General features: G+C 41.3%; 9 protein-coding genes, 1 tRNA gene and 3 pseudogenes. 5 read left to right on the top strand and 8 right to left on the bottom strand.

Annotation, left to right across the window (positions count from 1 at the left end; genetic code table 11):
• The first annotated feature begins 42 nt into the window (after positions 1-42).
• Positions 43-1017 (top strand): annotated as a pseudogene (gene pfkA / locus DTA23_RS14015) (6-phosphofructokinase).
• A gap of 140 nt (positions 1018-1157) precedes the next feature.
• A pseudogene (locus DTA23_RS14020) lies at positions 1158-2696 on the top strand (IS1182 family transposase).
• Positions 2697-2931: 235 nt separating this feature from the next.
• Here DTA23_RS14020 and DTA23_RS14025 read toward each other — a convergent pair.
• The 5 genes from DTA23_RS14025 to DTA23_RS14045 form a co-directional block, all read right to left on the bottom strand.
• Positions 2932-3378: a hypothetical protein gene (locus tag DTA23_RS14025; RefSeq protein ID WP_070561451.1), complete on the bottom strand. Its 447-nt coding sequence runs from the start codon at positions 3376-3378 to the stop codon at positions 2932-2934.
• Between the two features lie 325 nt (positions 3379-3703).
• Entirely contained in the window at positions 3704-4843 is a 1140-nt protein-coding gene (locus DTA23_RS14030; protein ID WP_070561522.1) for a TlpA disulfide reductase family protein, read from the bottom strand.
• 74 nt (positions 4844-4917) lie between these two features.
• On the bottom strand, positions 4918-5679 hold the full coding sequence (locus DTA23_RS14035) for a TPM domain-containing protein (RefSeq protein ID WP_046673124.1): 762 nt from the start codon (positions 5677-5679) through the stop codon (positions 4918-4920).
• A gap of 199 nt (positions 5680-5878) precedes the next feature.
• Entirely contained in the window at positions 5879-6307 is a 429-nt protein-coding gene (locus DTA23_RS14040) for a TPM domain-containing protein (protein WP_070561453.1), read from the bottom strand.
• Between the two features lie 155 nt (positions 6308-6462).
• A complete protein-coding gene (locus DTA23_RS14045) occupies positions 6463-7041 on the bottom strand; it encodes a LemA family protein (RefSeq protein WP_046673163.1) in 579 nt (192 codons plus the stop codon).
• A 165-nt stretch (positions 7042-7206) separates the two neighbouring features.
• Between DTA23_RS14045 and DTA23_RS14050 the strand changes: the two genes are divergently transcribed.
• Together DTA23_RS14050 and DTA23_RS14055 are read left to right on the top strand one after the other, a co-directional pair.
• On the top strand, positions 7207-8751 hold the full coding sequence (locus DTA23_RS14050; RefSeq protein WP_070561455.1) for an NAD(P)/FAD-dependent oxidoreductase: 1545 nt from the start codon (positions 7207-7209) through the stop codon (positions 8749-8751).
• A 59-nt stretch (positions 8752-8810) separates the two neighbouring features.
• Positions 8811-8883, top strand: a tRNA-Gly gene (locus tag DTA23_RS14055).
• 518 nt (positions 8884-9401) lie between these two features.
• Here the strand turns inward: DTA23_RS14055 and sufD are convergent.
• The 3 genes and pseudogenes from sufD to sufB all read right to left on the bottom strand — a co-directional run bounded on the left by sufD (position 9402) and on the right by sufB (position 13039).
• Positions 9402-10709 carry a Fe-S cluster assembly protein SufD gene (sufD, locus tag DTA23_RS14060; protein ID WP_070561457.1) on the bottom strand — a complete coding sequence of 436 codons (1308 nt, stop codon included), beginning with the start codon at positions 10707-10709 and terminating at the stop codon, positions 9402-9404.
• 59 nt (positions 10710-10768) lie between these two features.
• Entirely contained in the window at positions 10769-11527 is a 759-nt protein-coding gene (gene sufC, locus DTA23_RS14065; protein ID WP_046673119.1) for a Fe-S cluster assembly ATPase SufC, read from the bottom strand.
• Positions 11528-11589: 62 nt separating this feature from the next.
• Positions 11590-13039: pseudogene (gene sufB / locus DTA23_RS30440) on the bottom strand (Fe-S cluster assembly protein SufB).
• A 332-nt stretch (positions 13040-13371) separates the two neighbouring features.
• Between sufB and DTA23_RS14075 the strand changes: the two are divergent.
• Complete coding sequence (locus DTA23_RS14075; protein WP_046673117.1) at positions 13372-13842, top strand: Lrp/AsnC family transcriptional regulator; 471 nt, start codon at positions 13372-13374, stop codon at positions 13840-13842.
• The last annotated feature ends 136 nt before the right edge of the window (positions 13843-13978 follow it).

Here is a 13978-nt window from a genome sequence, read left to right on the forward strand (position 1 = left end):
ATAATTGTATATACGCTTAAAAATAGCTAAGTTTGAGTACGTATGAGTAACATTAAAAAAATTGCTGTTTTGACATCTGGAGGAGATGCTCCAGGAATGAATGCTGGTATCCGCGCTGTTGTTAGAGCGGGGATCTACAATAATCTTGAAGTATTTGGGGTACGCAGAGGTTATGATGGTCTAGTTAATGGTGAGATTATCCCTATGGATGCTAAATCTGTAGCCAATATCATACAACGTGGTGGTACTATCCTAAAAACAGCCCGCAGCGAGGCTTTCAAAACAATTGAAGGACGTAAGCAGGCTTATGAAAATTTACGCAGCCACGGTATTGATGCCATGGTTGTTATCGGTGGCGATGGTACATTTACCGGCGCATCCAAATTTATCGAAGAATTCGATTTTCCTATCATCGGTCTTCCGGGCACAATCGATAACGATTGGCCGGCACAGACTTCACTATTGGCTATGATACAGCCATTAATACAGTTATCCAAGCCGTAGACAAAATTCGCGACACCGCCGAGTCTCACGATAGACTTTTTGTGATCGAAGTGATGGCCCGCGACTCTGGTCTTATCGCCGTCCGTTCTGGTATCAGTACCGGTGCTGAGGCAGTTCTGGTTCCTGAGTTCGAGGTAGACTATGATGCGATTATGAAAAGACTTGACAAAAGCCCGTAAAAATAAATCATCCCGCATTATTATTGTTGCTGAAGGCCGACAAAGAAGGCGGTATGGTGGTATCGGAAAAAATCAAGGAAAATTTCCCGCATTACGACGTTAGATTATCTATTTTAGGACATATTCAGCGTGGCGGAAGCCCTACTTGCATGGACCGCGTATTGGCCAGCAGGCTTGGAGTTGCAGCGGTAGAGGCTTTACTACAAGGCCGCAGAGGTGAAATGGCCGGACTGATCTGCAGTGAAGTAAGATTCACACCCTTTAGAGCGCCATCAAGCATAACGTAAAAATGAATGAAGATCTGCTTCGTATCATTGAAATCCTTTCGTTGTAAATGATCTAGTTTATTCTTGACTAACAATAAAAAAAGAGGCTGTCTCAAAAAGGCAGTCTCTTTTTTTGCATTATCTAAGGTTTATTATTTGTTTTAACTGTTTGATTTTCATATATTTATAGTGTAAACAAAAAGGATATATGCCATCTCAAAGAGCTACTTTTAAGCCTTACTATCAGGACCAGATCATGGCCATTCCTCCAACTTTGGACGAACTGGTGTCCAAAGGTCATCCGGTACGTATCGTTAACGATGTAATCAACCGGATCAACATCCCAGTCCCTATTGGACGCTTATAAGATAAAAGGCTGCTCCCAGTTATCATCCGCAGATGTTGTTGAAAGTTTTGGTGTTTGGCTACGTAAGCAATGTCTACAGCAGTCGCAAATTGGAAACGGCGTGCCGGGAGAACATCAATTTCATGTGGCTGAGCGGCATGAGCTATCCCGACCACAATACCATCAACAGATTTCGAGGCGTTCGTTTGAAAGAAGCACTTCGTAGTGTATTTGAAGAAGTTGTCAAACTCCTATCCGAAGAAGGTCTGCTGAGTATAGAAGATGTTTACACCGATGGCACCAAGATTGAAGCCAATGCTAACAAATACACCTTTGTCTGGAAAAAAGCTATCCAGACCAATAAGGAGAAGATGAAAGCTGCCTTAAAAAGATATTTGGGAATACGCCCAAAGTATCGCCAAAGCAGAGGACAACCTTCCGGAACCTCCCGATCTGACAACAATTGACCGCGAAAAAGTTCAGGCTACGGTCGATAACCTGAACCGGGTCTTGTCCGATAAACCTTCGGTAAGCAAGAAGATGAGGGCAAAGTTGCGCTATGCGACTAAAAACTACCCGGCCAAGATTGTTCAATATGAAGAGCAGGAAGTAACGCTTGGAGATAGAAATAGTTATAGCAAGACAGATCCCGATGCTACTTTTATGCGCATGAAAGAGGATCATATGAAAAATGGCCAGCTCAAAACCAGGTTATAACATTCAGATATCTACTTCCAATCAATACATCGTCAATTACACCATACATCCCAACCCCACAGATACCACAACGCTACCCGGTCATCTGGCACAACATGAGGCGAGCTTTGGGGAAATACTGAAACCATTACCGCAGATGCTGGCTATGGCAGCCAGGAGAACTATGCGTTACTAGAAGGGAAAAACATTGGGGCCTATGTGAAATATGGTATGTTTGACAAGGAGCAGAAAAAGAGTTATTCGGGCAAGAAGCCATTCTCCGTTGATAAACTACATTATAACCCTGCAAAAGATTGCTATATCTGTCCAATGGGACAGGAAATGAACTGCATAGGTCTATTTACACAAAAGACCTCCACAGGTTTCGAGCAAAAAATAAAAAGATATCAGGCAAAAAACTGCACAAACTGCCCATTGAACGGTGCTTGCCACAAATCACAGGGCAATAGAATCATCCAGATAAATGAACAGCTTGAGGCTTATAAAGATAGAGCATACGGATTGCTTAACAGCGATGTCGGTATAGCCAAAAGAAAACAGCGATGTCACGATGTCGAACCAGTCTTTGGAAACATAAAACAGAACCACGGGTTCCGAAGATTTATGCTCCGCGGTAAGGAAAAAGTGTCCATAGAATGGGGGTTATTGGCTATAGCGCAAAATCTAAGGAAAAAAGCAGCTTAAAAAGCTACTTTTTGTTCTTTTTCTTCCCAAATGAACAGTTCTGTGAAATAATCAACAAACAACTCACAAATCTATCGCATAGCCATATTTAATAAAAAAGCTGCCTCAATAAATTTGAGACAGCTTCTTTTTTTATGCCTTGTGTTTCTTGATTTGTTCAAATTCTTTGTAAAGGCCTGATACCCGAACGGTCATATTCCATAAGCGTACATGAGCTCCATATCAATCCCAGTTGTTATTTAAGCAAATTATTGCGGTATTCTTCAGATACCGGCGGCAACTGAATGGCCTGACCAGCTTTGGCCATCGAGTCCGCAAAATGATTCGTATTGCTGATCGCCTGTTCATATGCCTTAATAACCTGTTCCGATAGGTGTAGGACCTTTGGATCTTTAAGATCAACACGGTATTGATTATTTTCCAGTGTAACATGCTGATAAAAACGATATGCCGCAGCCTTTAGTTGACCCAGCTCCTGTTGTGACAACTGATCGATCCGGGCATTAGGCGGCAACGTAACATCGATAAATGTCGTGTCTTTAGCCAATTGATCAATCGGGTGATCCAAAGGTATGGCATGCAACGCCTCTAGGTTGACAACAGGAATTCCCTTATCTTGATCGCCACCGCAGGAAGCAATCACCGTCCCCAAGAATATACCCAAAATTACTGTTTTCTTCATCTTTACAATTTTATAACCCCAATAGCGCTAGAAATCCCATTGATCACCATGTTTAAATACCTAGGATTCATCATCCCTAATCCCGCTGTTACGAGGATATGGCGGTTTCATGAAATCATTCGCTAGAGCAGCAGACGAAGTTAGCGAATTCATTCAATGTTTTGCAGTCGTCACGCTATTCCCCTTTTAGAGTCGTCAATTAGTCGCGGCGCCAAAAAGCGATTGGATGAGGACGACTATAAAAAGAAACCCCTAATTGCAGACTCAGTTCACATGAGTATAACAATTAGGGGTTATTCATGCCCAATGGCAACTAAATATCAGTTTACTTTAGCAATTCAGCTAACTTCGCATCCAAAGCCTCACCTCTTAAATTTGATGCGACAATTTTACCAGAAGGATCAATGAGGAAGTTTTGCGGAATACCACGTACTTCGTACAATTTTACCGGAGCTGATTTCCAGCCCTGTAGATCTGAAACGTGTGGCCATTGTTGTAAATTATCATCATGGATAGCTTTCACCCAAGCATCTTTTTTACCGGGATTGTCTAAAGAAACACCAAACACGGTAAATCCTTTATCTTTAAATTTATTGAAAGCCGCAACGACATTCGGGTTCTCATGACGACAAGGACCACACCAACTTGCCCAAAAATCCAACAAAACATATTTTCCTCTTAAGGAAGATAAGGAAATATTCTTTCCTGTTGTGTCTGGCAATGTGAAATCAGGAGCTACCGAACCAACAGCTACTGCTTTCAATTTCTGGATACGCTCAGCCAATTCCTTCCCTTTTTCAGAATCTTTCAGTTCAGGAGACATTTTCTCAAAAGAAGCTACATATTCATTGACGTTTTCACCGCTGACATTCTCAGACAACAAATCCAACGTATACCAGCTTTTTGGGTTTTTGTTAATAAATTCAGCATCTGCTTTTTCCATTTTTTCGGAAATCTCACCAGCTTGTTTTTGTAAGCCTTCGATGAATTTAGGATCCTGTTTTTGCGTCTCCGAAGCCGCATAATATTGTTGGTTCAATGCCTCGAACGCATCCGTATGCGGTTTCACAAAAGCCTTGTACTGCGTCAGATCGTCATTAAGCGCCGTACCTGAGACCGTTGCATTTTTAAACCCTTTGGTAGCATCGACTTTGATAACGCCTTTAGAAAGATATAACTGTGCTGTCTCAGGTTGCTTTTGACTATTTCTAAGTTCTGCAAAAGTTAAGCCCTCCGGCGAATAGATCATCATACCTTTTGTTGGTGTAGCTACCTGTCCGTTGAACTTAAATTCGCCTTTTACGACCGTTGCTGAATCAGTCTGACGAGTGCCATTCGCAGCATACTGCATAAACACTTTCGCTTTGTCTGACGTCGTGTTTACTTTTCCTGTAACCGTGAAGCTTTCTTGTGCCATTAACAAGGCTGGTAAAAAGCTTAAACCCATTAATATTCCCTTTTTCATAATTATATACTTCCCATAAATGTAAAACATTTCCGTTTCACTGTCGTCCTATTTAACATTATTTAGCAAAGATGTTACCAACGTCCGGAAGCACCGCCACCACCAAAATCACCGCCACCGAAACCGCCAAATCCGCCACCAGAGCCTCCGCCGAAGCCACCGCCGCCACCTCGGCCGCCACCGCCGCCAAGACCATTCAGCAATGTCCACCAAAAGATATCAGAAGCGCCGCGTCCATTCATCACACGGCCACCACCGCCACCACCTCGTCCACCGCGATTGGAGAAAAGAACAACCAAGACTATCACAATAATAACAACAAACATCACCGAACCTGATCCCTTTCCTTTCGGTTGTTTTGGATCAGCTTTGTACTCACCTTTTGTGTAGGAAATTAAGGAACTGGTCGCATCGTCCACTCCTTTGTAGTAATCGCCCTGACGAAAAGCCGGCTTGATATCATTTTCAATAATACGATATGCAATGGCATCCGGGACAGCGCCCTCTATGCCATAACCTGTTTGAATAGTCACCGCCCGATCTCCCAGAGCGACCAACAACAGAATACCGTTATTATACTTTTTATTCCCAATACCCCATTTTTTCGCTAAACGAACCGCATAATCAGAAATATCATAGCCACCGGTAGAATTCATCATAACCACTGCAATCTGCGTAGATGCGGAATCCTCAAATGCCAATAGCTTCTGCTCCAATAATTGCTTCTGACTTGCGGTCAATGTGTTTGTATAATCATTGACAAGCCTATTTGATGTTTCTGGGAAATCTTGACCCAATACTGTGGCTACCGACAGCAAACAAAGCAACATAGCCATAGCAGGGATCCGAACCCGAGAAAATAATCTCGATACAAATTTCATCCTATAATTCTCTTTTATTCATTTTTATTTGCCTTGAGCAGTTTTCATGCAAATGGCGTTCGGTGAATCCCGAAATCGGGTTTATCACGATCTTTATCAGTTTATTTGTGAGACAGGAAATAGCTTTTCGGGACTGTTTCTAGTCACTTAACAACTAACGGTCTCCAAAAACAATATCATTTGGAAGCTCGTTGATGTCATCGTGTTCACGCGGGAAGAATTTTGCCAATTGTTTACCCGCATGTTCGATCCCCTTGACCAAGCCCTCAACAATGCGATCCACCCGAAACTCCGCCACCATTAGATCTTTGGTACTGTTCCAAAAATCACCTTCTACACGTTGGTGAATTCCCTTATCGCCGATAATGGAAAATTTATGGTCTTCCAGCGCGATATAGATAAGAACACCATTTTTCAATGTAGTCTTATGCATGCCCAATTTGGAAAAATAATAGGTTGCACGATCATGTACCTCGTCGGGGCAATGATTTTCGACCACTACACGAATCTCACCAGAAGTCTCATTTTCAGCTACATTAATAGCGTGAACGATCTTCTCTTGTTCTTCAGAATTTAATGCCATAGTTTGTATACGTTTGCACTCCAAAACTAGATTACCATACCGGTTATTCCAGATTCAAAGGGTCTAAACTAATTAAAACACGATAAAAAAATGGATGATGTGCTTCTACGAAAGCCGCATCATCCATCATCCTGTTCATTCCTAACAATTTGCTGTTAGAATGATACCGTTGGCGCTTTATCCGAACCTGGGGCCGCAGTAAATGTACCTTTTGCCTTAAATCCGAACATCCCCGCCATTAAATTATTCGGGAAGCTACGTACGGTGGTATTATATTGCTGTACCGCTTCATTGTAAGATCTACGTTCTGTTGAAATACGATTTTCAGTACCTTCCAGCTGTGCTTGTAATTCCAAAAAGTTCTGATTGGCTTTCAAATCAGGATAAGCTTCAACAGACGCCAAAAGACGACTCAACGAACCGCTGAATTCATCCTGAACTTTTTGAAACTTGGCAATATTCTCCTCAGACAAGTCATCGGCATTAATCGTCACCGAAGTAGCTTTAGCTCGTGCCTCTACAACAGCTGTCAATGTACTTTCTTCGTGTTTTGCCGCTCCTTTTACCGTATTAACCAAATTTGGAACTAGATCCGCACGACGTTGATACGCATTTTCAACTTGTGCCCATTTTCCTTTAACATTCTCATCTTGTGAGACCATCGTATTGTAGCCACAGGAGTTTAATGATACTAATGCAAATAAACCACATAGGGCGACCAAAAATCTTTTAATTTTCATTGTTCAAAGAATTAAATACTATTCAAATTATACGGTTACACTATCAAAGCATATACCAAGCTCTTACTAAGATAAGAATATTTTTATTTCCAAATCTCCAAATAGCCAATATTCATTAACTTTGTCCCGGTTTTGGGATAAAAACCCAGCCCTTATACTATGCAAAAAGAAATTGAAATTGCGATACTTCCAGAAAGAATCGAGGACGATCAGTATATTCTACAGCAAGGGATCAAAGCCCTGAAAGTCCAACCTCAACAAGTCAAAGGTTATAAAATCCGCAAACGTTCCATTGATGCCCGAAGCAAGCAGGTTGTTTATCGAGCTCGGGTTATTTACTACATTGACGAGCTTCCTGTTCCAGAAATCTACGAAAATAATTTTAAGTCCGTTAAAGACGGAAAACCCGTTATTATTATTGGCGCGGGCCCTGCCGGCCTGTTTGCAGCAATACGCTGTATTGAACGTGGTCTCAAACCAATTGTAATCGAACGCGGTAAAAAGGTCCAAGACCGTAGACGCGATCTAGCTAAGTTGAACCGGGAAGGCATCGTAAACCCTGAGTCAAACTACTGCTTTGGCGAAGGTGGAGCTGGAACGTACTCAGACGGAAAATTATATACACGTTCCAATAAGCGAGGTGACGTAGACAAAGTACTCAGACTTTTCGTTTCCCATGGGGCAACGACGGATATTCTGGTCAATGCGCGCCCACATATCGGTACAAATAAATTGCCGCATATTATTGAAGCCATGCGCGAGAGCGTCCTTGAATTTGGGGGCGAATTTCATTTTGACCAACGTGTCGATGACATTTTAGAATCCTTCGGTCAAGTACGCGGTGTCAAATTAGCCAATGGTGAAGAAATTAAGGCAGATCATGTCATTGTAGCAACAGGGCACTCTGCGCGGGATATTTTCGAGCTTTTTCATCGCAACAATTGGCTGATCGAAGCCAAAGCATTTGCTTTGGGCGTGCGTATCGAGCACCCGCAGGCAATCATTGATCAGGCGCAATACCACTGCCAGGTAAGAAGCGAGCATTTGCCGCCAGCCTATTATAGCCTGGTTGAACAGGTGAATGACCGTGGTGTATTTTCATTCTGCATGTGCCCAGGCGGCGTCATTGCTCCCTGTGCAACAGATTTAGATGAAATCGTTGTCAACGGATGGTCACCATCCAAACGAAATAATCCGCACGCCAATTCAGGCACCGTTATTCAGATCAACCTTGAGGACGTTGCCAATGCACATAAGGATCCATTTGCATTACTGAATTTTCAGAAAGAGATCGAACGAAAGGCTTTTGCCGTAGGTGGCGGTAAGCTCGTTGCTCCGGCGCAACGCATGGTCGACTTTGTCGAAGGACGTGTATCTATGGATCTGCCAGAAAACTCGTACAAGCCCGGAACAGCATCTGCAGATCTCACCGAAGTGCTACCTGTTTTTGTTCACGAAGCATTACGCGGTGCGTTGCCCATCTTTGGCAAAAAGATGAAAGGGTATTATACCAATGAAGCCATTTTAGTCGGTGTAGAGTCACGTACATCTTCACCGATTCGGATTCCTAGAAATAAAGAAGATTTACAACACCCTCAGGTCAAAGGACTTTACCCTTGTGGTGAAGGGGCAGGTTATGCCGGCGGTATCATTTCGGCGGCTATAGACGGTATTAATTGTGTTGATGCGATCAATTTAAGTTAATATTTTTTGCTTTTCCTCTTGCAGAATACGAATAAATGCCTTACTTTTGTAACATCAACGCGAAAGTAGCTCAGTTGGTAGAGCACAACCTTGCCAAGGTTGGGGTCGCGAGTTCGAATCTCGTCTTTCGCTCAAAAAAGCTTCCAAAATTTGGAAGCTTTTTTCGTTTAATAGTGCTCTGTTATTCCCTACATTTCAGCCCTTCATCACCTTTATCTTTGTTTGATTTTAACTAAAATTGCCGAAAAAATTATTAGCACAATTTAAAGCAAGTACCAAGAACGGATTAGTTTCAACGTTGGTTCCATTCGAAGCTTCCTCGGTGCTTCTTCGGAGCTTGTTCGGTACTTGTTCGGTGCTTCTTCGGTTGTGAGCGAACAAATAGCGTTGTAGCTCCGATTAAGATCCGTTGTTATACCGTGAAAATGACGAAGTTGATATCCAAAATTACTAGGGTCTACCCTACAGCAAACAATGATAACTTTAAGCGCTTCTCCCAATACGATTAAACGCTCTTCCGTCCAAGCAAGAGCAACAAGACGCAACTTGGCGCTTGATACGAAGGCTATGATGTATTGGTCTATGAAAAAAAATGGCGTTTACCTATTCAGTAAACGCCATATTTAAAAGCTATATGATCCTAAATGGATTTAATTTGTTCTTAGGTTTTCTTCTACAAGCTCTTCAACATATTTGCGAACAACCTCATTTGAGAAACGTGTCGTTACGTCAAATGCAAATGCGTGCACCAACAGGATACGGGCAGACTCTTCGCCAATTCCTCTTGCTCTCAGATAAAACAGCGCTTCATTATCAAACTGACCGATGGTACACCCGTGTGAACATTTTACGTCATCGGCAAAGATTTCCAACTGTGGTTTGGTATAAACCGCCGAATTGTCTGACATCAACATATTATTATTCTGTTGAAAAGCATTCGTTTTCTGCGCATCCTCGCGCACAAAGATTTTTCCATTGAAAACCGCAACGGACTTGTCCTGTGTAATATTTTTATACCATTCATAGGACTCACAATGTGGTTTCAGGTGGTCTACGATGGTATGATTATCGACCAATTGATCGGCAGCCGTTAAGTTGATTCCATATAAATGGCTCTCCACATGCTCGGCATCCAAACGGACGTTGATATTGTTACGGATAAACGAAGCGCCTGGAAAATTACAGTTGTAATTATTGTAAAGACTGTATTTTTCTTGATATACCTCTGTATGATTAAAGTAACGGCTTACAGATTCCGCGAGCTGCAAATAATAATGTTGTACTTTAGCATTCTCTTTGACGATAATCTCAGAGACCTTATTGTGCACATTATTTGCGGTACCTTCTGCAGTGATAAAGCTTTCGATCAATTCAAGTTCTGCATTTGGCTCGACAACGATCAAATTACGTGTTTGTGCAAAGAAATCCTCTTTCCCTGTAGCGACGTGAATAATCTGTATTGGTTTATCAAGTACAACTCCCTTTTTCAAATGGATAAAAACACCATTGGTAAAAGCAGCCGTATTCAAAGCGACCATAATATTGTCTGACTTATCCGCATATTTAGCAAAATGGGACTCAAATGCAGGCTCTGAAGTGGCTTCATCCATTGGAATAACCGACAGTCCCTTTACATTTTCTAATTCACTTACTGCTAATACATACTGACCATTCACCAAAATAATGCGGTAGGCATCCAACTGCGGAATCTCACCTGCACTAAAGTCTAAGCCTTCGATATCCACATCGACATCAAGCGCATAAGGCTTATTGATAATACTGTGGATGTTTGTATATTTCCATTCTTCATTCTTAACGGTGGGAAAGCCTGCTGCTTCGAAACGCTCGAATGCAAGTTGGCGGGCTTCCACGAAAAACGAAGGTTCGTCTGAAACGCCTTGCTCTTTGAAAGCTCCCAACACTTGTTGAAGTAATGATTCTGAAACTAATGTACTCATGTTATTTTTTAATCAAATCGCCAAAATTCTCCTCTAATCCTATTTACTCAGGTAAAAGATTAGGCGTTTTGTGTATCATATTCTTTTAACCAATCGTATCCTTTTTCTTCGAGCTCCAAAGCTAATTCTTTAGGTCCCGATTTCACGATACGGCCATTATACAATACGTGAACAAAATCTGGAACGATATAATCCAACAAACGTTGGTAGTGTGTAATAACAATAAAAGCATTGTCTTTAGAGCGCAATTGATTCACACCATTTGCAACGATACGAAGTGCATCGATATCCAAACCAGAATCTGTCTCATCCAAAATAGATAATTTCGGGTTCAACATCGCCAATTGAAAAATTTCGTTACGCTTTTTCTCACCACCGGAGAATCCTTCATTTAAAGAGCGGTTAGCCAAATTAGCTGAAAACTCAACCAATTTTTGCTTGTCTTTTACCATTTGTAAAAATTCCTTCGCTTCCATTGGCGGAAGACCTTTGTACTCACGAATATCATTTACAGCCGTTTTCAAGAAATTGATATTCGATACGCCCGGAATCTCAACAGGATATTGAAAAGCCAAAAACAGCCCTTCACGCGCACGGTCTTCAGGGGAAAGATCCAATAAATCCACACCGTCCAATAGTGCGGAACCTTCACTTACCTCATAGGATTCACGTCCTGCTAATACATTCCCTAATGTACTTTTACCAGCACCATTTGGTCCCATAATCGCATGAACTTCGCCAGCTTTTACTTCTAGGTTTAACCCTTTTAATATTTGTTTGTCTTCTACAGACGCATGTAAATTTTTAATGCTTAACATTTTATTCGTATTGAGTATGGTATAATGTAGCGACTTAAACTACATTCCCAATGATTTTTTATCTATCCTACTGAACCTTCTAATGAAATTGCCAATAATTTTTGAGCCTCTACAGCAAACTCCATCGGCAATTGATTTAATACTTCTTTTGCATACCCGTTGACAATTAAACCAACAGCTTTCTCAGAATCGATACCCCGTTGATTCAAATAGAATACCTGGTCCTCACCGATTTTGGAAGTAGTCGCCTCATGCTCTAATTTGGCCGTCTTATTTCTATTTTCGATGTAAGGGAATGTATGTGCCCCACATTTATCACCGATCAATAAGGAGTCACATTGTGTAAAGTTACGCGAGTTGTCGGCATTTGGACCGATTTCACTAAACCTCTATAACTGTTGTGGCTCTTACCGGCGGAGATACCTTTAGAAATAATTTTAGATTTTGTGTTTTTACCCAAATGAACCATCTTCGTTCCTGTATCAGCTACCTGATGATTACGCGTCATGGCTACAGAGTAAAACTCACCAATAGAGTTATCACCCTTTAAAATCACACCCGGGTATTTCCATGTAATTGCAGAACCGGTTTCTACCTGTGTCCAGGAGATTTTACTGTTATCGCCCTTACAGATTCCACGCTTGGTTACAAAGTTATAAATACCACCTTTTCCTTCTTATCACCAGGGTACCAGTTTTGAACGGTAGAATATTTAATATCAGCATCACGTTCGGCAATCAATTCAACCACTGCCGCATGCAGCTGGTTTTCATCACGCATAGGTGCAGTACATCCCTCCAAATAAGAAACATAAGCCCCCTCATCCGCAATGATCAACGTGCGTTCGAATTGCCCAGTATTCTGTGCATTGATACGGAAATAGGTAGACAATTCCATTGGACATCTAACGCCTTTTGGAACGTAAACAAAGGATCCATCCGAAAACACTGCAGAATTTAATGCTGCATAAATGTTATCTGTCTGCGGAACCACTGTACCCAAATATTTTTTCACCAGGTCAGGATGCTCTTGCACGGCCTCACCAAATGAACAGAAAATAACTCCTTGCTCTTTTAATTTCTCACGAAACGTTGTTTTTACAGATACCGAATCGAAGACAGCATCTACAGCCACAACTCCCGCCAATATTTTTTGCTCATCCAAAGGAATTCCCAACTTTTCGAAAGTGGAAATCAACTCAGGGTCAACCTCATCCATCGAATTAAGCTGCGGTTTTGCTTTCGGGGCTGCATAGTAGGAAATCTCTTGAAAATCAATCTCGGGAGCTTTGAAATTCTGCCAAGTAGGCATTCTTAACGTCAAGAAATGACGGAAAGCTTTTAACCTCCATTCCAATAGCCATTCAGGTTCATTCTTTTTTGCCGAAATAAAACGAACCGTATCCTCAGTAAGGCCTTTGGCTGCAATTTCCATTTCGATATCTGTCGTGAACCCGTATTTATATTCTTCGAGCTCTAGCTCTTTTAACAAATCGTCGTCTTTAGTACTCATATTGCGCTCTCACGGTTTAACTAATTTGGGAGGGCTTCACCTCCGCACCTATCGAACTGCAAAGTTACAATTTCAAAGCCAATAAAACAGCATTTAATAGCACCTTACGAAGGCATTTTTAATAAAAAAATGACATTTATCACTCCATTTCATTAAAATGAGCACATTTCAATCGATTATGACAGTCAAATGATTTTGCATCGATTAAAATTATAATTATAAAAACACGATATAACTAAAATCTATTTATCACCAATAATTTTGTATATTTTTAAATTTCCAAATATAATTTTGTATATTTACAAATACTATTGATTATTAAGACTTAAGATATGCCCTTTGCACCGGATAAAACAGATTTAAAAATTCTTAAACTATTACAAGAGAATGGTCGTATAACTAATTTGCAACTCGCATCTAGCATCGGACTGTCCCCCGCGCCAACCTTAGAGCGTGTGCGAAAACTGGAAAACTCAGGCTTCATCAAAAGTTACCATGCCTTTGTGGACGAGGAGAAACTGGGGCTTGGGATCAAGTCGTTCATACAGATCTCACTCGATTTCCATACCCACAACGCTATTCCTGAATTTGTAGCTGCAGTCAAAATGATACCTGAAGTAACCGAATGCCATCACGTTACAGGCAATTGTGATTTCATCCTCAAGGTTTACGTAAAAGATATCAAAGCTTATGAAGGCGTCATCATGGAAAAAATATCCAAAATACCTTTTGTAAAGACATTCCAAACCATGATGATTATGTCGACCAGCAAAAAAGAACCCATTATTCCTTTAGAATATTAAGCGAGGGAATTAAGCCCAATCAAAAATATCATTACCGGAATCTCGCTCTTGGACGCATTTGCGCCATGCGCGAATCACCGGCAATGATGTTTATCTACTTTAGCTATTGGACAGCAAACGCTTCGCAAAATTTAAC

It is taken from the genome of Sphingobacterium multivorum, assembly GCF_900457465.1.
Lineage (GTDB): Bacteria > Bacteroidota > Bacteroidia > Sphingobacteriales > Sphingobacteriaceae > Sphingobacterium > Sphingobacterium multivorum.